The sequence below is a fragment of the Mycobacterium sp. PTI7 genome (assembly GCF_056679845.1).
On record NZ_CM155252.1, the window covers coordinates 741,489 to 765,114 of the forward strand.

At 68.5% G+C, this 23,626-nt stretch carries 25 protein-coding genes; 14 read left to right on the forward strand and 11 right to left on the reverse strand.

Going from position 1 to position 23,626, the window contains the following annotated elements; all coding sequences use genetic code 11:
* Position 1: 1 nt before the first annotated feature.
* Entirely contained in the window at positions 2–523 is a 522-nt protein-coding gene (locus AC1MEY_RS03635; RefSeq protein WP_480229367.1) for a MarR family winged helix-turn-helix transcriptional regulator, read from the reverse strand.
* A 179-nt stretch (positions 524–702) separates the two neighbouring features.
* Between AC1MEY_RS03635 and AC1MEY_RS03640 the strand changes: the two genes are divergently transcribed.
* The 3 genes from AC1MEY_RS03640 to AC1MEY_RS03650 all read left to right on the forward strand — a co-directional run bounded on the left by AC1MEY_RS03640 (position 703) and on the right by AC1MEY_RS03650 (position 3,046).
* Positions 703–1,782 carry an alkene reductase gene (locus AC1MEY_RS03640; protein WP_480229368.1) on the forward strand — a complete coding sequence of 360 codons (1,080 nt, stop codon included), beginning with the start codon at positions 703–705 and terminating at the stop codon, positions 1,780–1,782.
* Positions 1,783–1,889: 107 nt separating this feature from the next.
* Entirely contained in the window at positions 1,890–2,837 is a 948-nt protein-coding gene (locus AC1MEY_RS03645) for a short-chain dehydrogenase/reductase (RefSeq protein ID WP_480229369.1), read from the forward strand.
* Between the two features lie 128 nt (positions 2,838–2,965).
* A complete protein-coding gene (locus AC1MEY_RS03650; protein ID WP_480231284.1) occupies positions 2,966–3,046 on the forward strand; it encodes a hypothetical protein in 81 nt (26 codons plus the stop codon).
* An 18-nt stretch (positions 3,047–3,064) separates the two neighbouring features.
* On the opposite strand, the gene AC1MEY_RS03655 is transcribed toward AC1MEY_RS03650, so the two are convergent.
* Positions 3,065–5,980 carry an MMPL/RND family transporter gene (locus AC1MEY_RS03655; RefSeq protein WP_480229370.1) on the reverse strand — a complete coding sequence of 972 codons (2,916 nt, stop codon included), beginning with the start codon at positions 5,978–5,980 and terminating at the stop codon, positions 3,065–3,067.
* On the reverse strand, positions 5,977–6,411 hold the full coding sequence (locus AC1MEY_RS03660; protein ID WP_480229371.1) for an MmpS family transport accessory protein: 435 nt from the start codon (positions 6,409–6,411) through the stop codon (positions 5,977–5,979). Before AC1MEY_RS03660 ends, AC1MEY_RS03655 begins: the two co-directional genes overlap by 4 nt.
* A gap of 226 nt (positions 6,412–6,637) precedes the next feature.
* On the opposite strand from AC1MEY_RS03660, the gene AC1MEY_RS03665 reads away from it, so the two are divergent.
* Both AC1MEY_RS03665 and AC1MEY_RS03670 read left to right on the forward strand, forming a co-directional pair.
* Positions 6,638–7,213, forward strand: a complete 576-nt coding sequence (locus tag AC1MEY_RS03665) for a TetR/AcrR family transcriptional regulator (RefSeq protein ID WP_480229372.1) — start codon at positions 6,638–6,640, stop codon at positions 7,211–7,213.
* 40 nt (positions 7,214–7,253) lie between these two features.
* Positions 7,254–8,288: a LacI family DNA-binding transcriptional regulator gene (locus tag AC1MEY_RS03670; protein WP_480229373.1), complete on the forward strand. Its 1,035-nt coding sequence runs from the start codon at positions 7,254–7,256 to the stop codon at positions 8,286–8,288.
* Between the two features lie 139 nt (positions 8,289–8,427).
* Here AC1MEY_RS03670 and AC1MEY_RS03675 read toward each other — a convergent pair whose 3' ends face one another.
* Positions 8,428–9,189: a cutinase family protein gene (locus tag AC1MEY_RS03675; protein ID WP_480229374.1), complete on the reverse strand. Its 762-nt coding sequence runs from the start codon at positions 9,187–9,189 to the stop codon at positions 8,428–8,430.
* 154 nt (positions 9,190–9,343) lie between these two features.
* Between AC1MEY_RS03675 and AC1MEY_RS03680 the strand changes: the two genes are divergently transcribed.
* The 3 genes from AC1MEY_RS03680 (at position 9,344) to AC1MEY_RS03690 (ending at position 11,131) form a co-directional block, all read left to right on the forward strand.
* On the forward strand, positions 9,344–9,979 hold the full coding sequence (locus tag AC1MEY_RS03680; protein WP_480231285.1) for a dihydrofolate reductase family protein: 636 nt from the start codon (positions 9,344–9,346) through the stop codon (positions 9,977–9,979).
* 96 nt (positions 9,980–10,075) lie between these two features.
* Positions 10,076–10,765, forward strand: a complete 690-nt coding sequence (locus AC1MEY_RS03685; protein ID WP_480229375.1) for a GAF and ANTAR domain-containing protein — start codon at positions 10,076–10,078, stop codon at positions 10,763–10,765.
* Positions 10,766–10,768: 3 nt separating this feature from the next.
* Entirely contained in the window at positions 10,769–11,131 is a 363-nt protein-coding gene (locus tag AC1MEY_RS03690; RefSeq protein WP_480229376.1) for a hypothetical protein, read from the forward strand.
* 12 nt (positions 11,132–11,143) lie between these two features.
* Here the strand turns inward: AC1MEY_RS03690 and AC1MEY_RS03695 are convergent, their stop codons facing one another.
* From AC1MEY_RS03695 to AC1MEY_RS03710, 4 genes are all read right to left on the reverse strand, one after another.
* Positions 11,144–11,965: a hypothetical protein gene (locus tag AC1MEY_RS03695; protein ID WP_480229377.1), complete on the reverse strand. Its 822-nt coding sequence runs from the start codon at positions 11,963–11,965 to the stop codon at positions 11,144–11,146.
* Positions 11,966–12,077: 112 nt separating this feature from the next.
* On the reverse strand, positions 12,078–13,031 hold the full coding sequence (locus AC1MEY_RS03700) for an RNA polymerase sigma factor (RefSeq protein WP_480229378.1): 954 nt from the start codon (positions 13,029–13,031) through the stop codon (positions 12,078–12,080).
* A gap of 98 nt (positions 13,032–13,129) precedes the next feature.
* A complete protein-coding gene (locus AC1MEY_RS03705; protein WP_480229379.1) occupies positions 13,130–13,903 on the reverse strand; it encodes an SDR family NAD(P)-dependent oxidoreductase in 774 nt (257 codons plus the stop codon).
* 20 nt (positions 13,904–13,923) lie between these two features.
* Entirely contained in the window at positions 13,924–14,754 is an 831-nt protein-coding gene (locus AC1MEY_RS03710; RefSeq protein ID WP_480229380.1) for a sugar phosphate isomerase/epimerase family protein, read from the reverse strand.
* Between the two features lie 195 nt (positions 14,755–14,949).
* Here AC1MEY_RS03710 and AC1MEY_RS03715 point away from each other — a divergent pair, with 195 nt between their 5' ends.
* From AC1MEY_RS03715 to AC1MEY_RS03730, 4 genes are read left to right on the forward strand one after another with little or no spacing between them, the layout of a single operon-like run.
* Positions 14,950–16,293, forward strand: a complete 1,344-nt coding sequence (locus AC1MEY_RS03715; protein ID WP_480229381.1) for an MFS transporter — start codon at positions 14,950–14,952, stop codon at positions 16,291–16,293.
* Positions 16,294–16,298: 5 nt separating this feature from the next.
* Positions 16,299–17,159, forward strand: coding sequence for a transketolase (locus AC1MEY_RS03720; RefSeq protein WP_480231286.1), 861 nt, complete (start codon positions 16,299–16,301; stop codon positions 17,157–17,159).
* Positions 17,156–18,139 (forward strand): transketolase family protein, encoded by a 984-nt coding sequence (locus AC1MEY_RS03725; RefSeq protein ID WP_480229382.1) that lies wholly within the window; start codon positions 17,156–17,158, stop codon positions 18,137–18,139. Before AC1MEY_RS03720 ends, AC1MEY_RS03725 begins: the two co-directional genes overlap by 4 nt.
* A 44-nt stretch (positions 18,140–18,183) precedes the next feature.
* Positions 18,184–18,846 carry a GntR family transcriptional regulator gene (locus AC1MEY_RS03730; protein ID WP_480229383.1) on the forward strand — a complete coding sequence of 221 codons (663 nt, stop codon included), beginning with the start codon at positions 18,184–18,186 and terminating at the stop codon, positions 18,844–18,846.
* A gap of 21 nt (positions 18,847–18,867) precedes the next feature.
* On the opposite strand, the gene AC1MEY_RS03735 is transcribed toward AC1MEY_RS03730, so the two are convergent.
* Together AC1MEY_RS03735 and AC1MEY_RS03740 are read right to left on the reverse strand one after the other, a co-directional pair.
* Positions 18,868–19,581, reverse strand: coding sequence for a VIT1/CCC1 transporter family protein (locus AC1MEY_RS03735; protein WP_480229384.1), 714 nt, complete (start codon positions 19,579–19,581; stop codon positions 18,868–18,870).
* A gap of 84 nt (positions 19,582–19,665) precedes the next feature.
* Positions 19,666–20,469 carry a bestrophin-like domain gene (locus tag AC1MEY_RS03740; RefSeq protein WP_480229385.1) on the reverse strand — a complete coding sequence of 268 codons (804 nt, stop codon included), beginning with the start codon at positions 20,467–20,469 and terminating at the stop codon, positions 19,666–19,668.
* 362 nt (positions 20,470–20,831) lie between these two features.
* Here AC1MEY_RS03740 and AC1MEY_RS03745 point away from each other — a divergent pair, with 362 nt between their 5' ends.
* Positions 20,832–21,122, forward strand: coding sequence for a DUF4235 domain-containing protein (locus AC1MEY_RS03745; RefSeq protein WP_480229386.1), 291 nt, complete (start codon positions 20,832–20,834; stop codon positions 21,120–21,122).
* Here AC1MEY_RS03745 and AC1MEY_RS03750 read toward each other — a convergent pair.
* Positions 21,119–21,763 (reverse strand): TetR/AcrR family transcriptional regulator, encoded by a 645-nt coding sequence (locus AC1MEY_RS03750; protein WP_480229387.1) that lies wholly within the window; start codon positions 21,761–21,763, stop codon positions 21,119–21,121. The genes AC1MEY_RS03745 and AC1MEY_RS03750 overlap by 4 nt on opposite strands.
* Before the next feature lie 101 nt (positions 21,764–21,864).
* Here AC1MEY_RS03750 and AC1MEY_RS03755 point away from each other — a divergent pair, with 101 nt between their 5' ends.
* Positions 21,865–23,625, forward strand: coding sequence for an N-acyl-D-amino-acid deacylase family protein (locus AC1MEY_RS03755; RefSeq protein ID WP_480229388.1), 1,761 nt, complete (start codon positions 21,865–21,867; stop codon positions 23,623–23,625).
* The last annotated feature ends 1 nt before the right edge of the window (position 23,626 follow it).

Below are 23,626 nucleotides of genomic sequence, written 5' to 3' on the forward strand. Positions count from 1 at the left end.
GCTACGGCGCCGAACTGGGCCGCTCGGATTCGTAACCCATCGCCGTCGTGCGAAGCCGCTCTTCGAGGATCGACAAACTCGCCGCGACGCGATCGCGCTCCGTGGCCGCCAGGCCCCCAATGGTCGCGTCTTCCAGTGCGGCCCAGATGCCTTCGACCTTCTGCCGCAGGGGAAGGCTTGCCGGTGTCGGTTCGATGAGCGAGGCGCGACGGTCCGTCGGAGTCGGCACCCGGCGGACGAAGCCGGCGTTCTCGAGCCGCTTGATCGTGCGCGTCATCGTGGCTGCGTCCGAGTCCAGCGCGCGGATCAGGTCCGCCTGACGCTGCGGTCCGGTCTGCCAGAGTTCCATCATGACGAGTTCCTGACCGGTGTGCAGGCCCACCTCGCGCAGCAGGTGTCCCGCGATCATCCGGTGCAGACGGGCGACGCGAAAGATTCCGAGGCTGACGGGCCCGATGTCCGCCGCCGTCGCGACGGCGGCGGCGTCCGGCGGCCGCGCGCGCGGATCGCGAGAAGGCTTCATGTTCGGGCAGCCTAAGGCACTCATCGAGGGTGTGGTGGGACCCGAACACGCCTGCGCAGCAGACTTTCGAGCCGACCGGGAATGCCTCGGGTCATTTACCTGTTCGAACAGGTAACCGGATGCGGAACACAGGCGCCGGCCCCGCGGCAGCGCATTGCCACACGACAACAGGAGCAGACATGACCACAGCCTTCGACCCCGCGACCGTCGGCGACATCGCCTTGAACAACCGGATCGTGATGTCGCCCATGACGCGCAACCGGGCCTACGGCCCGGGCACGTCGCCGACCGCCGAGATGGCCGAGTACTACGCGCAACGCGCCGGCGCAGGGCTCATCATCACCGAGGGCACGCAACCGTCCGCGGTGGGCCAGGGCTACATGAACACGCCCGGCCTCTACTCCGAAGGGCAGATCGCAGGGTGGCGGACCGTCACCGATGCGGTGCACGCCCGTGGCGGCGTCATCTTCGCGCAGCTCATGCACACCGGCCGCATCGGTCATCCCAGCTTCCTTCCGCCCGGCCTGATGCCCGTCGGGCCGTCGGCAGTCGCCCCGGCCGGCGAGGTGCACACCCAGGCCGGTCCCGTGCCGTACGTCGTCCCGTGGGAACTCAGTGAGGACGAGATCATCGAGACGGTGTACGACTTCGCCGCGGCCGCGCGGAACGCCATCGCCGCGGGCTTCGACGGCGTCGAACTGCACGGCGCGAACGGGTATCTGCTGCACCAGTTCCTGTCGACCAACGCGAACCTGCGCACCGATCGTTGGGGCGGGTCGATCGAGGGCCGTCTCCGGTTCGTGCTGCGCGTCGTCGACGCCGTGGCCGCATCGATCGGCGCCGACCGCGTCGGGCTCCGTGTGTCGCCGGGCAACCGCTACAACGACATTCGCGAGGACGACGAGAAGGAGACATACCGCGCACTGATCCACGAGCTGGCTCCGAGAGGCTTGGCCTACCTGCACGTGATGGAGTCTGGCGATCGGGCGTTCACCACCGAATTGCGTGTCGCATTCGGCGGCACCCTGATCCTCAACCCCGCCACCCCTGGCGGAATCACCGGTGTGACCGAACTGGGTCTCGTCGAGGACGGCACCGCCGATCTCTTGTCGTTCGGCGCGCTGTTCCTCGCCAATCCCGACCTGCCGCGCCGCCTCGCCGCAGGGGGCCCGTTCAACGAGCCGGACCGGGCCACCTTCTATGGCGGCGATGCGCACGGATACATCGACTACCCCACGCTCGACGCCGCATCGGTGTAGCGCGTCCGGCGGAGGCGCCATCCGCGTCTCCGCCGGCTGAGCGTCGATGTTTGGTGCCGCGCCACCCGGGAATTCCGTCGACCCGCTCCAGTGCCGGAAGGCCCACCTTGATCAACGACGCCGTCGGTCTGCTCACCCGCGCTGCCATGCGCGCCGCCCGAGGCACACCGGTGCTCGGCCGCATGATGGGTCGGTCGCCCCACCTGGATCTCGACGGCCGGGTCGTGTTCGTCACCGGCGCGGCCCGCGGGCTCGGCGCGGAGATCGCGCGCCGGGCGCACGCCCGCGGCGCCCACGTCGCACTCGTCGGCCGGCGACTGCCCCCGCTGCAGGCGTTGGCCGACGAACTCGGTTCGCGCGCAGCGGCATTCGAGGCCGACGTCACCGACGCGGACGCGCTCGGACGGGCCGCCGCAGACACCGTCGCGCACTTCGGCGGCATCGACGTCGTGATCGCCAACGCCGGCATCGCGCCGCCTTCGGACACCGTCGCGACGATCGACCCGGCGGAGTTCGAACGAACGGTGGACGTGGACCTCCTGGGCCAGTGGCGAACGGTGCGCGCGACGCTGCCCGCCGTCACCGAACGGCAGGGCCACATCATGCTGGTCGGGTCGATGTACGCGTTCTTCAATGGGGTGCTCGCCGCGTCCTACGCCGTGAGCAAGGCCGGTGTCGAGCAGCTGGCGCGCACGATGCGCGTCGAACTGGCGCAGCACGGCGTCACCACCGGCTTCGCCTACCTGGGGTTCATCGACACGGATCTGGCCACCGAGGTGTTCGCCGACGACCACGTGGCCGCGGTGCGGCGGGCCATACCGGCGTTCATCACCCGGCCCATGACGGTGGCGGCGGCCGCGGAGGCGGTACTGACCGGCGTGGAGCGGCGTGCGGCGCGCGTCCGGGCGCCGGCGTGGGTCGGCCCGATGCTGGCCGCCCGCAGCATCACCACCGCGGTGATGGACGACGTGCTCGCACACAATCCCGGCGTGACGCAGGCGATCCGCACCGCGGAGGCGTTGCGGCGCAACGACACCGGCGGAGCCCGGCCGTGACGAGCCGCCGCCACGGAACCGACCGGTCATGACCGTTTCGACGGCCCCGTCACCGGGAAGGCCGGTGACAATCACGTCGAGGTGACGACGGGCACCTCGACGTCGGCATCATCGCCGACCGCAGGCAGATGCCCGACGTCGCCACTCTGATGGACGGCATGGAGCGCTCACTGGCGCTTCTCGAGGCGGTCGCCCGCCCCGCAGGGTGAACGGCCCCGGCGCCCACCTCAGGTCGTGCGGTTCGGCTCCGTCGGCGGATCCTCGGGAACGTCCTCGGCGGTGTGTCGTCCACCCGTCCCGCCCCCCGCACCGGCCAGCGCCAGTTCGCGGGTGCGGCGGTCGGGTCGCTGGCGCACGTTCAGCGGCCACCAGAACCAGCGGCCCATGAGCGCCGCGATCGAGGGGGTCATGAACGACCGGATCACCAGGGTGTCGACCAGCAGGCCGAGGCCGATCGTGGTGCCCACCTGCGCCATCACCTTCAGGTCACTGATCGCGAACGACATCATCGTGAACGCGAACACCAGACCCGCCGACGTCACGACGCTGCCACTGCCCGCGATCGCGCGGATGATGCCGGTGTTCAACCCGGCGTCGCGTTCCTCCTTGAACCTCGACACGAGCAGCAGGTTGTAGTCCGATCCCACCGCCAACAGGATGATCACCGACATGGCCAGCACCAGCCAGTGCAGCTCGAGGCCGATGACGTGTTGCCACAGGAGAACTGCCAAGCCGAACGACGCGGCAAGCGACAGCACCACCGTCCCGACGATCACCAGCGAGGCGATCGCTGCCCGGGTGATGATCAGCATGATGATGAAGATCAGGCAGATCGCCGAGACGGCGGCGATGACGAGGTCGTAGTTGGAGCCGTCGCGCATGTCCTTGAACGTCGCGGCGGTACCACCCAGGTAGATCTTCGACGTCTCGAGCGGCGTGCCCTTGATGGCCTCGAACGCGGCGTTCTTGATGCCGTTGATGTGCGAGATGCCCTCCGGCGTGGCGGGATCACCCTGATGGGAGATGATGAACCGCACCGCTTTCCCGTCGGGGGAGACGAACTGCTTGAGGCCCCGCTTGAAGTCGGGGTTGTCGAACACCTCGGGCGGCAGATAGAACGAGTCGTCGATCTTGGAGTCGTCGAAGGCCCTGCCGATCGCGTTCGGGTCGGACTGCTGGCGGTCCTGCAGGCTCTGCTGACCCTCCTGCGTCGCGTAGTTCGTCATGATCTGATCGCGGTTGCGTTCCTGGGTCTGGATCTGCGGCGGCAGCAGCGCAAGCAGTTTGGGCTGCAACGCATTGATCTTGTCGAGACTGGCCGTTGTCTGACCGAGCAGATCGGACAGCTCGCTGATGCCGTCGAGCGCGTCGAACAGCGACCGGATCGTGTAGCAGACCGGGATGTCGTAGCAGTGCGGCTCGAAGTAGAAGTAGCTCCGGATGGGCCGGAAGAAGTCGTCGAAGTTGGCGATCTTGTCCCGCAGGTCGTTGGTCACCGCCACCGTCTGCTTCAGCAGGTCGGTCTGCTCCTGCTGGGCGGAGGCGCTCTGCGTCTGCAGGGTGAGTTGCTGACGCAGGATGTCGATCGAGTTGGAGATGTCGGCGGCCTGGGTCAGCAGGTCGGCCGTCCGCTGCTGGGCGTAGGACTGGCCGAGCTTCTGGTTCACGCCTTGCTGGCCGACGATGTAGGGGATGGAGCTGCCCTCGATCGGCGTGCCCAGCGGTCTGGTGATCGTCTGCACGCGGGCGATGCCGGGGAGGTGGAAGACGTCCTTGGCGACCCGGTCGACGATGAGCATGTCCGTCGAGTTCCGCAGGTCGTGGTCGGCCACCAGCATGAGAATCTCGGGGTTGAGTCGCGCCTGCGGAAAGTGCTTGGCCGCAGCGGCGTAACCGATGTTCGCCTCGACGTCGGCCGGCAGGTACTTCTTGTCGTCGTAGCTCGTCGTGTACGACGGCAGCGCGAGCAGCCCGACCAGGGTCACCGCGATCGAGGCCACCAGAATGGGTCCGGGCCAGCGGACGACCGCCGTACCGATGCGCCGCCACCCCCGATTGCGGGTCGCCCGTTTGGGTTCCAATAGACCGAACCGGGAGGCGACCGTCATCAGCGCGGGTGCCAGCGTCAGTGCCGCGATCGTCACCACGAACATGCCGATCGCCAGTGGGATGCCCATGGTCTGGAAGTAGGGAAGTCGGGTGAAGTGCAGGCACAGCGTGGCGCCGGCGATCGTCAGACCGGACCCCATGATCACGTGGCCGGTGCCGTGGTACATCACGTAGAACGCGTCTTCTCGGCTGTCGCCGAGGTTGCGTGCCTCGTGATAGCGACCGACCAGGAAGATGGCGTAGTCGGTGGCCGCGGCAATCGCCAACAGCGTCAACAGGTTCACGGCGAACGTCGACAGCTCGATGATCGAGTGGTAGCCCAGGAACGCGACCACGCCGCGGGCGGCGGCCAGCTCGAGCACCACCGTCAGCAGCACGATCACCACGGTCACGATGGACCGGTAGACCAGCAGCAGCATCGTCACGATGACCACGAAGGTCAACGCCGTGACGAGTTGCAGGCTCTTGTCGCCGGCGTGCTGCTGGTCGGAGTTCAACGGGCCCGAACCGGTGACGTAGACCGTCAGGCCCGGTGGCGGCGGGTGAGCGTCGACGATGTCGCGCACGGCTTCCACGGACTCGTTGGCCAGCGTCTCACCCTGGTTGCCGGCGATGTAGAGCTGGACGTAGGCCGACAGGTTGTCCGCACTCTGCGACCCCGACGACGTCAGCGGATCGCCCCACAGATCCTGGATGTGCTGGATGTGGGTCGTGTCCTTGCGCAGGTCCGCGACCAGGCCGTCGTAGTACTCGTGGTCTTGGGCGCCAAGGGGTTTGTCGCTTTCCAGGACGATCATCGCCGAGCTGTTGGAGTCGTATTCGTCGAACAGCTTGCCCGCCAGCTGGGTGGCCTGCAGCGACGGCGCGTCGTTGGGGGTCAGCGACGTGGAGTTGGCGGCTCCGACGACCTCCAGTTGCGGCACCACGACGTTCACGATCGCCGTCAGCGCCAGCCAGCCCAGCAGCACCGGCACGCAGAACAGCCGCAGGAAGCGGGGGACCCGGGCGCGCCGGCCCGTCTCGAGGTCGCTCATGCCGACTTCACCAGGCACGACACCTGAGCGTTGATGCCGGTCGACGACTGTTCGTCGCGCACTTCGTCGTCGACGACCACGCGGCAGCCGATGCTGTCACCGTCGCCCTGGGCGATGATGGTGGCGCTGGCCGACGGCTTGGTGGTCCGCAGCGTGATGGTCCACGGCAGGGATGCGTCGTCGACCCGCTGGGGGGTCGCGTCGAGGTCGAGATAGTTGATGGTCGCCACGGCGCCTGCCATTCCGAAGATTTCATAGGTCACGACCTTGGGATTGAACGGTTCGGCGTCATCGGCCAGACCGGCACCCGGACGGGTGATCTCGTTGTCGGACCCGAACAGACCGTGCATCCGGTACACGACGACGCCGGCGAGCACGACCACCACCACGATGAGCAGCGGTATCCAGGCCCGCTTGACGATCCCGACCACTGAGGCCCTTCCTGTTCGACCGCCCACCCCGAGGTGACCCGCCGTTCCGCAGCCGCCGGTACGGATCCGCACCGTTCTTTGATTAGCTGAGCGAACTTTAAGGTGTTGACTCCCGTTCGGCAAGCCAAACGGCTAACTTGGCCAAGTCGATCGTTTGGAAAGTCGACTGCGGCGCCGTGGGCGCGGCTACCCTGTGCTCACGCGGCACCCGGAGGAGGCGAACGACGTGGCGAAACCCGCAGCACCGCGGGGCTTGGCGCGTGGACGGGTCCTGGAGGCCGCGCTCGCGCTCTTCGCCGAACACGGGGTCCACGGCACCTCGTTGCAGATGATCGCCGACCGCGTCGGGGTCGGCAAGGCTGCGGTCTACTACCAGTTCCGCTCCAAGGAGGACATCGTCCTGGAGGCCATCCGGCCCACCATCGAGGAGATGGCCAGGGTGATCAGGACTGCCGGTGCGCTACCCGATCCGGAGCAGCGCCGCGTGGTCGCCGTGAGCGGGATGGTCGAGATGGTGGTGCGCAACCGGCAGCTGGCCGTCATCTTCCACGGCGATCCCGCCATCGACCAGATCATGCACGACGAGCCCGACTTCAAGGCGGTGGCCGACGGACTCCGTGAGATCGTCGAAGGGCCGGAGCGGAACGTCGCCGAGCGGATCAACTGTGCGGTGTTCCTGTCCGGGGTGGGCAGGGCGGCCGCCGATCCCGAACTGTCCGACATCGACGACGACGACCTGCACCGGGCGCTGCTGGAGCTGTCCGGCCGGATCCTCGCGCCCCTCACCGAGATTGCGCGCTGACCCGGGCCGCCATGACGCGCGTTAGCCCTACGATGGGCCGATGACGTCAACGCCCCCGTCCGCGGGTGCTCCGCGACGGCCCACGATGGCCGACGTCGCCGCCAAGGCGGGAGTGTCCCGCACCCTGGTCTCGTTCATCCTCGACGGCAAGCCGGGCGCCAGCAAGCAGACCGCCGAGCGAGTGCTCGCCGTCGCAGCGGAACTCGGGTACCGGCCCGATTCGGCGGCACGGCTGCTGGCGCGTGGTCGCAGTCGCACGCTCGGCGTCCTGATGGACGTACGGCAGCTGTTCCAGGGCGAACTCGTCACCCAGATCTATCCCAGCGCAGAGGAATTGGGTTACGAGGTGCTGCTGTCGGCGAGCCTTCGGGACCGGGACGAGGCGATCCCCGTGGAGGCGCTGCTCAGCCACCGCTGCGAAGGGCTCATCCTGCTCGGACCCACCGCGGATGCCGGCTACTTCCAGTCCCTCGCCGCACGGGTGCCGGTGGTCGTGGTCGGGCGCAGGTTGGCCGGCGTCGGCGCGGACACCGCACTCGCCACCGTGCGCACCGACGACGCCAAGGGGATGCGCCAGGCGGTCGAGTATCTGGTCCGGCTCGGTCACCGGGAGATCCACCACGTCGACGGCGGCAAGGACCCGGTGTCCGCGGACCGGCGCCGGGCGTACCTGGCGGCGATGCGCAAGAACGGACTGGCGCACTGCGCCAAGGTGATTCCCGGTGAACACAACGAGACGGCCGGAGCGGCGGCCGCGCGGACCATGCTGGATCGACCCGAGTTACCGACCGCCGTGCTCGCCGGCAACGACCGCTGTGCGCTCGGGCTTCTGGACGTCTTCACTCGGGCCGGGATCGACGTGCCGGGTGAGCTGTCGCTGATCGGATACGACGACAGCCGGCTGTCGGACAACCCGCGGATCGACCTGACGACGGTCCACCAGGATGCGCCGGACATCGCGCGGCACGCGGTGGATCGGGCTGTTCGGATGTTGGAGGGCGACGCACCCGTCGGCGACGTCGTGCTCGACCCCACCCTGATCGTCCGCGGGACGACCGGCCCGCCGAACCGCTGACGACGCCGCGCCGGAGACGCATGATCGGCCGCCGGTCGGGTACCGCCGTCGCCACGGTGGTCGGGTATACGTCTCTTCCCGGGCAACCCAGGTCTCGCCACCCGCATCCCCGTGTGGGTGGCGAGACCGAACCCTCGAGTCAGACCGGCGCGCCGGTCGACGGCGACACCGCGTCGGCGGCGTACTGGGCCGCCTGATCGGTCGCACCGTTGTCCTTGTATGCGCTGTGCGCCGACCGGTTGAGGCCGCCGGGGAAGCAGACCGGGTCGCCCGGGTTGCACAGCTGCAGCGTCTTCGCCGCGTACGCGTTCCCGATCGCGATCGGCGGCGCGCTGTGATCGACGAGGTTGAGGAACCATGGGTCCGGCAGTCCGAACAGCACCACCGCCGCCACGTGATCGGCGATCGCGGGTGGCATCGGACCGGTGAGCCCGGCGGGCAGCGTCACGCCGGCGGGGACGCTGTCCGCGGTCGTGAACGCGGCCACCGCCGCACCCTGCGAGTAGCCGCCGAGGACGATCTTGGTGTTGGGGCAGCTGGCGGCGGTCGCCTGGATCTGGCTAGACGCGTCGGCGACACCGTCGATGGCGTCACCGAAGTCCAGTGAGGCGGGGTAGTTCACGCCATAGGCGTTGATCGACTTTCCCGGCAGCTTGGCGGTCAGCGCGTCGACGAACGCCTGCCCGGTGACGCCGACGCCCGGTGCCTCGAAGGTGCCGCGGGCGAACACGACGTCGACGTCCGAGCAGGATGCGCCCGGCGCGGCCTCGGGGTCCGGCGCCGCGGAGGCGAGCCCCACGGCCTGCGGTCCCATCAGGGCCACGGCGGACAGTGCGGCGGCCGCGAGCGGGCGCAGCATCCGCGATCGCGTCGTGGCGGTGGATGCGGCGGTGCGGGTCATGGTGGTTCCTCTCGGCGTGGCTCAATCGGCTGCACCCAGATTCGCGTGATCGGCGCGCCGGCACATCGACGCTGGCGTCACTCCGCACTACCAGCTAGCCGTAAGCGGACACACAGCCTCGATGAGTTCTGCCGGCACCGCCGGTCCACCCACCATGGGATTCATCGACATCGAGATCTTCGCGACCCTCGACCTCGTCGCGCAGGCCCCCGGCGGACCGGACGAGGACCCGGACGGATTCGACTTCGGCGGGTGGCAGGCACCGCTGGTGGACGACGTCGTCGGCGCCCAGATCGACGCGTCGTACGAGGGCACCGACGCGCTGCTGCTCGGGCGGCGGACCTACGACATCTTCGCCGCCTATTGGCCCCACCAGGAGGACGGCGACGACCACGCGATCGCGTCGCTCTTCAACGGGATACCGAAGTACGTGGCGTCGCGCGGGCGGCCGGAACTCTCCTGGGCGGGGTCCACGCTGCTAGGTCCCGATCTGGCGCGCGAGGTCCGGGACCTCCGGGACCGCCACCAGAAGGTGAAGGTCGTCGGGAGCCTGAACTTCGTGCAGACCCTGCTGCACGAGAGGCTCTTCGACCGTCTCCACCTGTGGCTGCACCCGATCGTGCTCGGCTCGGGCAAGAAGGTCTTCGACGGCGGCGCGGTACCGACCAACGTCACGCTCCTCGAACCGCCGGCCGTCAGCCCCACGGGCGTGGTCCAGCTGCGGTACCGCCTGGCCGACGGAACACCCGGGACGGGGGACATGGGCGCGCCCGACCGCGGCGTCCGGTGAATCGGTCGCCGCATCCCGCCGGCCTGCCAGAGGGGGCATACTGAGGTACTGCCCGTACGAAAACCCTCCCGACTGTGGCAGAGGGAAGTAGTCGTGATGGCGACCCGAGAACAACACGATGCCGCGATGCGCGCGGCGATGCACGACGTGGCCGACTCGCTCGTCGGTCAGCCGGACCTCCACGCCACGCTGGCGGCGGTGACCGCGGCGGCCGTCGACCTCATCGACGGCATCGACTTCGCGGACATCCTGATCATCACCGGCGACGACTTCGAATCGTTGAGTCCCACGGTGCCGGTGCTCGCCGAGTTGGATCAGCTGCAGAAGCAGTTCGGCGAGGGGCCCTGTCTGGACGCCGCCGCAGGGGAGTCGATCGTGCGGTGCCCCGATCTCGCCGGCGACGACCGGTGGCCGCGGTTCGCCAAGGGCGCGGTCGGGCACGGCATCAACAGCATGCTGTCCTATCAGCTGTACACCCACGACAACGGGGCCGGCGCGCTCAACCTCTTCGGCCGGGACACGCACCGTTTCGACGAGAATTCCGAGTCGATCGGCGCCATGTTGGCGACCCAGGCGGCCATGGCGATCATCGCCGGCGAGCGGCAGACGCAATTCCAGTCCGCGCTGGCCGGCCGTGACCTGATCGGCCAGGCCAAGGGGATCATCATGGAGCGGTTCAAGGTCGACGCCGTCAGCGCGTTCGAGATGCTCCGGAAGTTGTCCCAGGACGGCAACGAGAAGCTGTCCCGCATCGCGGCGCGCGTCGTCGACACCACGGTCGACTGAACCGTGCCCACCGACGCGAATTCCGATGCGGGCCGGCGGGCCCAGGAACTGCGGACGCGCAATGCCGAACTCACCGCCGGGGAGACGGTCACCGAACAGGACGTGCAGCGCGCCCGCGACCACGCGCAGTCGTCCAGGAGTCGCGCCGCGCGGGCCCACGACCAAGCGGCCGTGGGCCACGAACAAGCCGCGTCGACGCATCGAGACGCTGCCCTGATCCACGATCGCGCCGCCGATGACGGCGTCGGCGACCTGGTGGCGCACCGTGCCGCGGCCGACCGGCATCGGTCCGCGGCGGACGACGACGAGTCGGAGGCACGGCGCGCGCATTCGGAGGCCGTCGCCGAGGGTGCAGACGGGCAGTGACGAGGCGGTGCCTCAGGCGGGCGCCCACGCCCAGTTCTCCCGCTCGTAGATCGGTCGCAGGCCGTGTCGGCGGAGGTTGTTCAGCGACGGGTTGACCTCTCCGTCGGCGGGCCGGCCGGTTTCGGCGGCCAGCCACTGACAACCCGCGTCCGCAGCGGCCGTGGCGCGCACGGCGATCAACGCCGACTGTGCACCGCGATTGCGATGGGTGGGGAGCGTGGCCGTCGAGTTCAACGAGCCGACGGAACCGTGGACGAAGAGGTTCGCAGTGGCCACCATGTCGTCACCGTCCCAGGCGGCGAAGGGACGAAACCCCGGCTGGGTCGCGGCTTCGGCCATCATGTCCGCCAGGCCGACCGTCGGCATGCCGAAGCCGCGCAGAGTCGTCGACGCCCACCGCGGGAGGTCGAGTGGGTCCACGGCACGGATGGACAGGTCGGTGGTGTGACTCGTCTCGACGTCGTCCATCGCACTGGCCAGCTTGATCCAGGGCGACGTCGGGGTGAGACCGTGCCGGCCTGCGATCTCGGGCCAGTCCTGGGGGAGCAGGTGGGGCGCGATCTGGATGACCGCCCCGGGGGCGTGCTCGGCGAGATAGAACGCGACGACCTCGTCGACGAGTTCCGCGGTGACCGGCTCGCTGATTCCGAAGCCCAAGGCCTTGTTCCAGTACCCGGTGACGTCGTGGCGCATCGCCAGCGCCACGCCACCTCCGATCCGTGCGGTGGTGATGCCGAGCGTCTCCTTCGTGGCCGGCGGGGCCGACGACTCGTACCGGTACATGAACTCCGCTTCGGCGGTCTCGGCCAACGGGCTGATCTGATCGACGAGCATCTCGAACCTCACTGTGCGACGTGGTCCGCCTCTGGTGGCGGTCCTCTCCCTGCACGATGCGCGGGACGGGCGAATGGTTCGATTCCGCACCGATCTCGTGGTGCGATCTGCGTCACACTGCCTGTCGGAGCGGGGCTGGCCGGCGTGGATGGAAGAGCCGGATCCGGCTGACCCTGCCCTGGTCGGAGAACAGCGCCCAGACCACACCGGGTGGACAGTGAAAGGGGTCCTCCGGGGGGCTGATCAGGTCGGACTCCCAGATCATGACGTCGCGGCCGGCCACGACGTTGGCGATCCGGTGGCGGACTCCCGCGGACAGGTCGCGGTCCATCGCGGCGACGGCGAAGTCGAACCCGCGGGTGCGGGTGCCGGTCGGCCAGGTGATGTCCACGGTGGGCGCCCACCGGGCGGTCAGCTCGCCACGGAACGAGCCGTGCAGCGCGGCGTCCATGACCTCCTGGGCGTCGCGCTTCGCATGGGCGCGGGTCGAGACGTCGTCGTGGGACAGCTCTGCCGTATCCGTCAGCGCGGCATGCAGTTTCGTCCGCGCCTGACTGAGCCGGCTGCGCACCGTCCCGATCGGCACCCCGCACAGCTGCGCCATCTCGCCGTAGGTGGTGACGTCGGTGAAGTAGCGCAGGATGAGGATCAACCGGAGGTCGGGGGACAGCTCGTCGATGGCGTGCCACACCCAGTCCCGCGTTTCACGCCGTTCCACCAGCGCCGCGGGATCCATCCGGTCGACCGCCGCGAGCACCGACGGGTCGTCGGAGGCGGGCGTGGGAACCTTCGATCGCAGCTGCATTCGGCAGGCGTTGCGCACTATCGCCCGCAGCCAGGGTGCCGCAGAGTCGGGCCGGCGGAGGTCGCCGATGCGTTGCAGGGCCGTCAGCGTGGCGTCCTGAACGGCGTCCTCGGACTCGGGACCGTAGCCCAGAATGCTCAATGCCACGGCCCGCATGCTCGATTCGTGGCGGGCCAGCAGTCGGGCCAGCGCCCGTACGTCGCCGCGCTGCGCCGCCACGACGAGTTCGGTGTCGTCTTCGAGTATTCGGCCGGCCGCCATCGACGTCGCCTCCTCGAGTGTCGGTATATGCGCAGGGCATGCCGACAGTACTGGCGCGTGCTGGGAAACCCCTGTGGCGCACGATCGCTCGCCGCGCCTCAGTGCATGTGGCTGCCGCCGTTGATGTCCACGGTGGTGCCGGTCAGGTAGCTGGCGTCCTCGCTGGAGAGGAAGGTCATGACGGCAGCCACTTCCTCGGTGGTGGCGGTGCGTCCGACGGGGATGCCCGCGGCCAGGGCGGCCTCGGACTCATCGGTGGCGCCGACGCGGATGTTGGTGTCGACCGCACCGGGCGTGACGGCGTTGACGGTGACGCCCGTGTCGGCGATCTCCCGGGCCAGTGCCTTGGTGAAACCCAGGATGGCGGCCTTGGCGGAGGAGTAGGGCACCTTGCCGAACACGCCACCCCCGCGCTGTGCGGAGACCGACGACATGTTGACGATTCGTCCCCAGCCGTTGTCGATCATGTCGGGCAGGAAGGCCTTGGTCACCAGGTAGGTGCCGGTGGCGTTGACGGCCATGACCTTGTTCCAGATGTCGAGCGTCGTCTCGAGGAACGGGACGGGGGAGGTGATGCCGGCGATGTTGGCCAAGGCGCCGACCGGCGGCAGGTTGCCCGACGCCACCTCGGCGGCGACGGCCGACTGCGCGGCGGTCACCGAGTCCTCGGAGGTGACGTCGACCGCATGGCCGAACGCGGGCACCGCGTACTGGTTGCCGATGTCGGAGGCGACCTTGGCGGACTTCTCGCCGTCGAGGTCGAGGATGACGACGGCCCAGCCCTCGCGCGCATACCGCTGCGCCAGGGTCATGCCGATGCCGCGATCGGAGGTGGCTCCGGTGATGACGGCGGTGCGTTGCGTGGTGGACATGGTCGTGCTCCTTCGGGTCGTCAGATCAGGTGAGAGATGAGCCGCGCGGCACGTGCCGTCGCGGCGGGTCGTTGGTCGTCGGTGATGTCACGGGTCTCCAGCTCGAGGGAGAAGTGCCCGGTGTAGCCGGCATGCTTGAGGGTCTTGAGCCCCTGAGCGAAGTCGACGTCGCCGTTGCCGACGGAGAGATTGATGTTCCCGGGCACGGCGTCCCGGATGTGGACGTGAGCGATGTGGGGCCCGAGTTCGTCGACGAACTCGGCGGGGTCGCCGCCCGAGGCGACGACGTGACTGAAGTCCATGACCTGGCGTACGGGTGTGCCCGTGAGACGCGAGGACAGCGACTTCGCACGGTCGAGGTTCCAGCAGAGCCGATGAAAGTGCAGCGATTCGGTCCACACGTCGACACCGGACTCGCCGGCGATGGCGGCGGCCGCCGAGAGTTCAGTGGCGACGAGGTCGAGGTCGGCGTCGAGAGTGGCACGGGGCTCGTGATCCAGAGCCCCGCAGGGGAGGACCACCGCCGGTGATCTTACGGCGACCGCCAGCGCGATCAGCATGTCGAGATGCCGTCGGCGGGCCCGACGTTCGGATTCGGAGAGCGGTTGATTGAGGTCGCCGACGTCTGCGTTGATCGAGCGGACCGCGAGGCCGGACGCGCGCACGGTCGCCGAGACGGCGGCGACGGCGTCCTCGTCGAGGACGTAGGGCACGTGGTCGCACACCCCGGGTAGGGCGCCGAGGTCGATCTCGGCGAAACCCAGTCCGGCGATCGTCTCGAGTGCATCCACCAGGGTCTGGTGCCGAAAGCTGATGGTGGAGCAGCCCAATCGGCCGTCGAAGTGCGTCATCGGCTCGTCTCCCAGAAAGCGTGTGATGCAGCCCACCCTAGGCCGATCAACTGTTGACAGTCAACCGATGACGATTACCTGATGTCGACTGTTGACAATGATTGTGTGCGCGCTCACACTGAGTGACGCAGCGCACTGTTGACCGTCGACAGTGAGTGACAGACTCAGTTAGATGACCGCGAAGGGATGACCATCATGAGCGACGACGCTCTGACGATGCGGGGTCCGGTGCACGGCACCAAGGACGCCAAGCGGGTTGCGATCGGCTCCGGTGTGGGGGCCGTCATCGAGACGTATGACTTCATCGGTTTCGGCACGGCCGCCGCGCTGTACTTCGGCACCGCGTTCTTCCCGAACTCCAGTCCGCTGGCGGGCACCCTGCTGTCGTTCGCGACGCTCGGGGTCGGGTTCGTCGCCCGTCCGCTCGGCGGCATCATCGGAGGACACCTCGGCGACAAGGTCGGCCGCAAGCCGGTTCTGGTGGCGTCGCTGATCCTGATGGGTCTGGCCACCTTCGCCATCGGCCTTCTCCCGACCTACGCCGCCGTCGGCGTGCTCGCTCCGATCCTGTTGGTGACCGTCCGCATCATCCAGGGGCTGGCCTTCGGCGCCGAGTGGGGTGGCGCCATCCTCATGAGTTACGAGCACGCCCCGTGGAAGAAGAAGGGCCGCTACACCGGCATCGTCCAGGCCGGCTTCCCGGTCGGACTCCTCATCGCCAACATGGTCTTCTTCTTCAGCATCCACCTCGGTGGCGACTGGGCGTGGCGGGTGCCGTTCCTGGCGAGCGCCGTGCTGGTCATCGTCGGCCTGATCATCCGGGCAAAGGTGCCGGAGTCGCCGGTGTTCGAGGACGTCAAGGCCTCGGGCGACATCATCAAGTCGCCGATCGTCGAGGTGGTGAAGACCGACTGGCGAAACATCCTGCGCGGCATCGGCCTTCGCATCGCCGAAACGGCCGGTTACGCGGTGTCCATCACGTACATGCTGTCCTACCTGAAGAACGCGGAGCTCGCGACCAGGTCGCAGACCATCGGTGCCCTCTGCGTCGCGGCAGCCATCGGGATCTTCGCCACCTTCGGGTGGGCCCGGCTCACCGACCGGATCGGCCGCCGCCCCCTGTACCTGTGGGTGTGTGCGCTCGGGATCCCGTTCGGCATCCTGATGTTCGTGGCGGTGAACACCGGCATGTTCATCCTCATCCTCGCGACGTTCGTCATCGCGTACGGCATCTTCCAGAACGCCCTCGCCGGCTCCCAGGGCGGGTGGTTCCCCGAACTGTTCAACGCCAATACCCGCTCGTCGGGTGCCTCCCTGGCGTACCAGATCTCGGCCATCGCATCGGGTTTCACGCCGTTCATCACCACCTTGCTCTTCGAGGCATACGGCTGGTGGGGCCCCGCGCTGCTGTTCAGCGGCTACATGGCGATCGGCCTCGTGGCGGCGATCCTCACCCGTGAGACCTGGGGTCCGCGGGAGCGACTACTGGCCGACCAGGCCACCGAGAACACCGTGACGACCCACGAGGTGGCCGCCTGATGTCCATGACCACCGACACGACGACGCGTACGCGGAGCCGACGAGTCACCGATGCCGCGTACCGCATGCGCCACCATGCGCTGAACATGGGCGAGGCGCAGGGGCAGGGGTACGTGGGCCAGGCGCTCGGCGCAGCCGACATGCTGGCGGCCGTCTACGCCGACCAGTTGCGCTACCGCGCCGACGACCCGCACTGGGCGGAACGGGACAGGTTCCTGCTCTCGACCGGTCACTACGCCATCGGGCTCTACGCGGCGCTGGCCGAAGCGGGCATCGTCGACGTCGCCGAACTGGACAGCTACGGGTCCGACGGATCACGCCTGCCGATGTCCGGGATGGCCAGCTACACACCGGGAATGGAGATCTCCGGCGGGTCGCTCGGCCACGGTCTGACCGTGGCCGTCGGCATGGCGCTGGGGCTTCGCCACCAAGGATCGAAATCGCGCGTCATCAACTTCCTCTCCGACGGCGAACTCGACGAGGGCTCCACGTGGGAGGCGGCGATGGGTGCGTCCCACCACCAGTTGGGGCACCTCATCGCCATGGTCGACATCAACGCACTGCAGGCCGACGGACCCACCGCGGGAATCTTGCGCACCGAACCCGTGGCCGACAAGTGGGCCGCGTGCGGATGGCACACCCAACGCGTCGACGGCAACGACGTCGAGGCGCTGCTGGCGGCATTCGACGACGTGACGTCCGAATCCGTCGGCGCTCCCTCGGTGATCCTCTGCGACACGCGGGTGGGACGCGGCGTACCGCTGCTCGAGAACCGTGAGAAGGCGCATTTCATGCGCATCGACGCCGATGAGTGGCAGATCTGCCGCGACCAGCTCACCGCCGGCTACGAAGGAGTACCCGCATGACATCCGTTGACCCGCTGAAGACGTCGGCGATGATCGCGTCGTTCGCCGATCCCGGACAGAAGACGGCACCAGCCCCCTTCGGGCATGCTCTGGTCAAGGCGGCGCAGGCCGACGATCGCATCGTCGGGCTGACCGCGGACCTCGGCAAGTACACCGACATGCACGTGTTCGCCCGGGAGTTCCCGGAACGGTTCTTCCAGATGGGGATGGCCGAGCAGTTGCTCTTCGGCGCCGCCGCGGGCATGGCCGAGACGGGTCTGGTGCCATTCGCATCCACCTATTCGGTCTTCGCCGCCCGACGGGCCTACGACTTCATCTGCCTCGACATCGCCGAGCCGAACCTCAACGTCAACGTCGTCGGCGGACTCCCCGGCCTGACCACCGGGTACGGACCGTCGCACCAGGCCACCGAGGACATGGCGATCTTCCGCGGCATGCCCAACCTGACCATCGTCGATCCATGTGATTCGGTCGACATCGAGCAGGCGGTGCCGCAGCTGGCCGAGCATGCCGGGCCCACCTATTTACGGCTGCTGCGTGGCAACGTGCCGACGGTGCTCGACGAGTACGACTACACCTTCGAACTCGGGAGGGCGAAGGTGTTGCGCGACGGCGCCGACGTGGTGATGATCTCCTCCGGGTTGATGACGATGCGTGCGCTGCAGGCCGCCGAGGCCCTGAGCGCGCACAACGTCGACGTCGCCGTCGTCCACACGCCGACGATCAAACCGTTCGACGCCGAAACCGTGCTGGGGCAGGTGGATTCGGATCGGCTGGTGCTGACGCTGGAGAACCACACCATCGTCGGTGGCTTGTTCGAAACCGTGGCGTCGGCGGCGGTGCGACGCGGGATCGCCAAGCAGATCACCCCGGTCGGCCTACCCGACGAGTTCCTCGCCGCAGGCGCCCTGCCGACGTTGCACGAGCGGTACGGCTTGTCGACGCCGCGGATCGTCGCGACGGTGCTCGCTCAGCTGTAGAGTCAGCTGTTGACAGCTGTTTGTCAACAGTCGAAGGAGCCCGAATGTCGGTCGAACCGACCTCGCTATTGCGGCTAGAGAAGACCAGTCTGCGCGAGCAGGCGCTGACCGCCCTGCGCAAGGCGATCACCTCGGGACAGATTCCGCCCAGTACGCACCTGGTGGAAACCGAACTGTCCGAGGCACTTCAGATCAGTCGCGGGACGCTGCGGGAGGCCATGCGTCAACTTCAGCAGGAGGGGCTGATCTCCGCCGGACCACGTGGGCGGCTCTCGGTGCGCCACCTGGACACCAAGGAGATCCGCGATGTCTTCCACGTCCGGGCAGCGCTGGAGTCGCTGGCCGCACGCGAATTGGCCGGGCGGTCCGACCGGGCCGAGGCGGTCGCCGCGTTGCGCAGCGCCGTGGACGACATGGACAAGTGGGCGGCGTCGAACCTCGAGGACCGCATCGAAGCGGACCTTCGCTTCCATCGCACGATGTGCCGGCTGACCGGCAATCTGACTCTCCTGCACCAGTGGACGTCGCTGGAGGGCAGCATCCGGATGTCGATCATGTTCGCCGGCGTCGACCGCGCCATCAAGAACATGGACGCGAAGCGGCACCACGACATCGTGGACGCGATCGAGTCGGGGGACACCGCGATGGCGGCACAGTCGGTGCTCGATCACATGGCCGGTGCGGCAGACACCCTGGTGACCGCCTGACGGCGCCATCGTCAGGCCACGTCAACCGATGACGCCACCGACCAGGTGTCCGACGACGTAGGTGACGGTGAGGGCGAGCGCACCGCCGATCACGTTGCGGGCGATCGCCCGTCCCCTCGGAGCGTTGCCCAGGGTCGCCGACACGACGCCGGTGATCGCGAGCGCGAGAAGCACCGCGGCAATGGTGATCGGGACGCGCAGGCCGTGGGACGGCAGCAGGATCGCCACCAGGGGAAGCGTCGCGCCAACGGTGAACGACAGCGCCGACGACAGTGCCGCCTGCCACGGGTTGGTCAGGTCACCAGGGTCGAATCCGAGTTCTACGTCGACGTGGGCCGCGAACGCGTCGTGGTCGGTGAGTTCCTCCGCCACCGTCCGAGCGGTCGCCGGCGAGAGTCCCTTGGCTTCGTAGAGCGCGGCGAGTTCGTCGAGTTCCGCTGCGGGAAACTCCTCGAGTTCTGCTTCCTCCTTGACCAGAAGCGCCCGTTCGGTGTCGCGCTGGGTGCTGACGGAGACGTACTCGCCCAGTGCCATGGATACGGCTCCTGCGACCAGGCCGGCGATTCCCGCCATCAGGATCGGCTCCGTCGATGCCGACGCGGCTGCGACGCCCACGACGATGCCCGCGGTCGACACGATGCCGTCGTTGGCGCCCAGAACGCCTGCGCGCAGCCAGTTCAGCCTCGACGCCAACGATCCGACGTGCGGCTCAGCGGGGTGTTGGGTCGGGTACATGACGTGCACGGTAGACAGCGGAACGTCGAAGTTCCAGGAAACCAAGGCTTGCCATAGCGCTTGGCGGCGAAGGGAATGAGCCGCCTACGTCGGCAAGCCGTTCTGGTCGCACGGCGCGTCGTGGCCGTCGTCGATCAGGTGCAACGTCACCCGCATCTGATCCGGCTGGATGCTGCCCGACCAGTCGTCGTAGGGACTGTCGAGGAAGGCCACCACCAGCAGTGCCGACGTGACGAGCGCGGACACGAATGCGATGGGGACCGCCTGGACGACCGGACCCTCGCGGCGATCGGCCTGCACGCACATGTAGGAGAGGATCGCCGTGGCCCCGATGCCGAGGACGATCCAGAGCGGCATCGGCACCGACGGCGCGGCCTCCGCGGCGCGGGCGCGGCGGCCGTCGCGGCGTTGCGCCTGCTGGTCGAACCACTGGCTGTACGCCGCCTCCTGCTTCGGATTCGTCGGATCGGTGTTCTCGAAGTCGGTCACCATCTGGTCGACCCAACCCTGCACCGCGACGGACGACTGACCGCGCGCCATGGCGGGCCACTCGTCGTAGACGACGGCGCGCGAGTAGCAGATCAGGTCACCGTGCAAGCGGGTCCCATTGTGGCCCTCGAGGACGTCGGCGACGTTGTGCAACTCGGTCACGGAGATGGCCTCCATGGTGCCGCCGTCGCGGGCGCGCTGGTAGTTCTGCAGCGCGTAGAAGATGGTGAAGGCGAGCAGCACCGAGAACATCGTGCCGATCACCGTGAGAGCGCCTGCGGCGCGGGTGCTATCGAGGAACCACCCGGGATCGGGTGCCCGGCGCCGTGCCCACAGTTTCACGACGACCGCGGCCGTCACCACCGCTACGAGTACCGCCGCCGCCAACAGTGCGAGCATGAAGATCCCATCACGAACGGCGGTGATCCCCGTGAGCACCGCTCGACCATTGTGGGACCCCGGGGGCCATTCCGTTCGGTAACGGACTACTGCATTTTCGGGGAGTTCACGCGCCGACTACTGCAGCGCCGGGCGCGGTGCGCGCGATCGCCGACCTTCCTACACTGCCTGGCATGAGCGCAGGAATGTGGATCGGTGTCGTCGTGGCCGTGGTGATCGGCGCCGGTGGGGTGTTCTACGTCTTCTGGCGAGAGCGCTGACCGTCGGTCCGGACGGGTTTGGTGGGCGGCGGTTCGGGGCACCTCGCCGACGACGGTCGCGTGGTTCGGACCCGCGCCGCGTGCAATCGAGAAGGGGTTCCGATGTCCAAGCAGTCCAGTACGTCAGCCAAGATGCTGTACCGGCCCTTCGGTCTGGCCGGCTCGATCTTGGGCGGCCTGGTGGCCGGGGCGATCTTCAAGCAGGTGTGGAAGCAGGCGGCACCCGGACCGAAGTCGGACCCCCCGGGCCCGCTCGAGACGGAGTATCCGCTGCGCCAGATCCTGATCGCCGCCGCGGTTCAGGGCGCCATCTACTCGGTGGTGAAGACCATCATCGACCGGCAGGGGGCCCGGATGTTCGAGCGTGCGACGGGGGAGTGGCCAGGCAGCTAGGCGTCGCCGCGTAGCGACGTCAGCAGCGCCGCGAGTCCGTACTCGAAGACCGCGTCGTAGTCGGTCGGGGACTGCAGGGCCTCGACGAGCGCCCTATCCGGCCAGGCGTGCGCCCACAGTGACGGGTCCTCCTCATCGTGCTTGGCGCCGCGCACCGCCGAAAATTGCATCACCGCCGACGAGATGACGTGCACCTGCACCGCGCGCAGCGCCAGCGCCGCGCGCGTCCCGGTGACGCCCAGATCGGCCAGATGAGCCGCGAGCGCCCGCTGCACCGGAAGGAACAGCTGCGGCGTGCGGTCCCGCTCGTGGGCGATGCTCAGCACGTGCTGCTTGTCGATGAGCATCCGGCGCTGCGAGCGGGCGAGGGCCGCGATGCGACCGATCGGATCGTCGCCCTCGGTCGGCAGGGTGGCCATCTCGTGCAGGAGTCGCTCGACGAGTGCGTCGAAGAGGGCGTCCCGGCCCCCGACGTGCCAGTAAATGGACGTGACGGCGACGCCCAGTTCCTCGGCCAGTCTGCGCATGGAGAAGGCGTCGACCCCCTCCCGATCGACGAGGCGCGCGGCCGTCTCGAGGACCACGTCGGCGCTGATGCGGGCGCGCGAGGGTCCGGCGGTTCCCGGCTCGGGTTCGGCCATCCACCCTCTCCAATCGCGTCCGTGCGGTCTGTAACGCTATTACAGTGCTCCCTGTAACGGTGTTACATCGGCCTTTCGGGCTCGACTGCAAGGGAGCATCCGTGTTCGACCTCAAGATCACCGGCGGGACCGTCGTCGACGGCACGGGAGGCGACCGCTTCGCCGCCGACGTCGCCGTCAAGGACGGCAAGATCGTCGAGATACGCCGGCGCGGACCGGGCGACCCGGCCCTCGAGGGCGACGCGGCGGAGACGATCGACGCGACGGGTCGCATCGTCGCACCCGGCTTCGTCGACATCCACACCCACTACGACGGTCAGGTCAGCTGGGACAGCGTGCTCGAACCGTCGAGCAACCACGGCGTGACCACCGTGGTCGCCGGCAACTGCGGCGTCGGCTTCGCGCCCGTGCGCCCCGGCAGCGAGCAGTGGTTGATCGAACTGATGGAGGGCGTCGAGGACATCCCGGGAACCGCTCTGACCGAGGGCATCACGTGGGGCTGGGAGAGCTACGCGCAGTACCTCGACGTCATCGGCGCACGCGAACTCGCGGTCGACTTCGGCAGCCAGATCGCCCACGGCACGGTGCGGGCCTACGCGATGGGCGAGCGCGGTGCGCGCAACGAACCGGCCACACCCGAGGACATCGAGGCGATGAGCCGACTGGTCCGGGAGGCCGCAGAGGCTGGGGCGCTGGGCTTCTCGTCGTCGCGCACCCTCGCCCACCGCGCGATGGACGGCGAACCCGTCCCCGGGACGTTCGCCGCCGAGGACGAGCTGTTCGCCCTCGGCCGCGCCATGGCGGCCGGCGGCGCCGGCGTCTTCGAGCTGGCCCCTCAGGGCGCGGCAGGCGAGGACATCGTAGCGCCCAAGAAGGAACTCGAGTGGATGCGCCGCCTCGGCGGGGAGATCGACTGCGCGCTGAGCTTCGCGCTCATCCAGGTCGACGCCGATCCCAACCTGTGGCGCGAACAGCTGGAGATGTCGGCGGCCGCGCATCAGGCGGGCAGTCGGCTGCACCCGCAGGTCGCCGCGCGCCCGTTCGGCATGCTGCTCGGCTTCCCGGGCCATCACGCCTTCACGCACCGCCCGACCTACCGGCGACTGGTCGCCGAGTGCACAGGTGAGGAGTTGGGCGCCCGGCTCGCCGAGCCCGCCGTCCGCGCCGCGATCCTCGCCGAGGACGACCTGCCGGTCGACCCGAACGTGTTGTTCGACGGCATGTTCGCGCTGGCGCAGTACTCCGCGGACCGGCTCTACGCCATGGGTGATCCGCCCGACTACGAGCCCACCGCGGAACGCACCGTGTCGGCCATCGCGCGCGAACGCGGTCAGGATCCGCTGGCCACGATGTACGACCTGATGCTGGAGGGCGACGCGGGCGCGATGCTCATGCTGCCGATGTTCAATTACTCCAACGGCAATCACGACGCCATCCGCGAGATGATGACCCATCCTGCCGGCGTCCTCGGTCTGTCCGACGGCGGCGCGCACTGCAGCATGATCTGTGACGCCTCGTATCCCACGTTCCTGCTGACGCATTGGGCGCGCGACCGGCACCGCGGCGACAAGCTGCCCCTCGAGTACGTCGTCCGCAAGCAGGCGCGCGACACCGCCGAACTGTTCGGCCTGACCGACCGGGGTGTCGTCCAGGTCGGAAAGAAGGCCGATCTCAACGTGATCGACCTCGATCGTCTGACGCTGCACGCACCGCGCATGGCCCACGACCTGCCCGCCGGCGGCAAGCGACTGGTCCAGGGTGCCTCCGGCTACGACGCGACGATCGTCAGCGGCGTGGTCACGCGACGCGGCGACGTGGACACCGGCGCGCGTCCGGGACGGCTGGTGCGCGGGGCCCGCTGAC

Bases quoted from the DNA above. Each gene is read 5' to 3' on its own strand.
- AC1MEY_RS03635 (WP_480229367.1), bottom strand. From the start codon at position 523: ATGAAGCCTTCTCGCGATCCGCGCGCGCGGCCGCCGGACGCCGCCGCC.
- AC1MEY_RS03640 (WP_480229368.1), top strand. From the start codon at position 703: ATGACCACAGCCTTCGACCCCGCGACCGTCGGCGACATCGCCTTGAAC.
- AC1MEY_RS03650 (WP_480231284.1), top strand. From the start codon at position 2,966: ATGCCCGACGTCGCCACTCTGATGGACGGCATGGAGCGCTCACTGGCG.
- AC1MEY_RS03655 (WP_480229370.1), bottom strand. From the start codon at position 5,980: ATGAGCGACCTCGAGACGGGCCGGCGCGCCCGGGTCCCCCGCTTCCTG.
- AC1MEY_RS03670 (WP_480229373.1), top strand. From the start codon at position 7,254: ATGACGTCAACGCCCCCGTCCGCGGGTGCTCCGCGACGGCCCACGATG.
- AC1MEY_RS03675 (WP_480229374.1), bottom strand. From the start codon at position 9,189: ATGACCCGCACCGCCGCATCCACCGCCACGACGCGATCGCGGATGCTG.
- AC1MEY_RS03680 (WP_480231285.1), top strand. From the start codon at position 9,344: ATGGGATTCATCGACATCGAGATCTTCGCGACCCTCGACCTCGTCGCG.
- AC1MEY_RS03685 (WP_480229375.1), top strand. From the start codon at position 10,076: ATGGCGACCCGAGAACAACACGATGCCGCGATGCGCGCGGCGATGCAC.
- AC1MEY_RS03695 (WP_480229377.1), bottom strand. From the start codon at position 11,965: ATGCTCGTCGATCAGATCAGCCCGTTGGCCGAGACCGCCGAAGCGGAG.
- AC1MEY_RS03700 (WP_480229378.1), bottom strand. From the start codon at position 13,031: ATGGCGGCCGGCCGAATACTCGAAGACGACACCGAACTCGTCGTGGCG.
- AC1MEY_RS03705 (WP_480229379.1), bottom strand. From the start codon at position 13,903: ATGTCCACCACGCAACGCACCGCCGTCATCACCGGAGCCACCTCCGAT.
- AC1MEY_RS03710 (WP_480229380.1), bottom strand. From the start codon at position 14,754: ATGACGCACTTCGACGGCCGATTGGGCTGCTCCACCATCAGCTTTCGG.
- AC1MEY_RS03715 (WP_480229381.1), top strand. From the start codon at position 14,950: ATGAGCGACGACGCTCTGACGATGCGGGGTCCGGTGCACGGCACCAAG.
- AC1MEY_RS03720 (WP_480231286.1), top strand. From the start codon at position 16,299: ATGACCACCGACACGACGACGCGTACGCGGAGCCGACGAGTCACCGAT.
- AC1MEY_RS03725 (WP_480229382.1), top strand. From the start codon at position 17,156: ATGACATCCGTTGACCCGCTGAAGACGTCGGCGATGATCGCGTCGTTC.
- AC1MEY_RS03730 (WP_480229383.1), top strand. From the start codon at position 18,184: ATGTCGGTCGAACCGACCTCGCTATTGCGGCTAGAGAAGACCAGTCTG.
- AC1MEY_RS03735 (WP_480229384.1), bottom strand. From the start codon at position 19,581: ATGTACCCGACCCAACACCCCGCTGAGCCGCACGTCGGATCGTTGGCG.
- AC1MEY_RS03740 (WP_480229385.1), bottom strand. From the start codon at position 20,469: ATGCTCGCACTGTTGGCGGCGGCGGTACTCGTAGCGGTGGTGACGGCC.
- AC1MEY_RS03745 (WP_480229386.1), top strand. From the start codon at position 20,832: ATGTCCAAGCAGTCCAGTACGTCAGCCAAGATGCTGTACCGGCCCTTC.
- AC1MEY_RS03750 (WP_480229387.1), bottom strand. From the start codon at position 21,763: ATGGCCGAACCCGAGCCGGGAACCGCCGGACCCTCGCGCGCCCGCATC.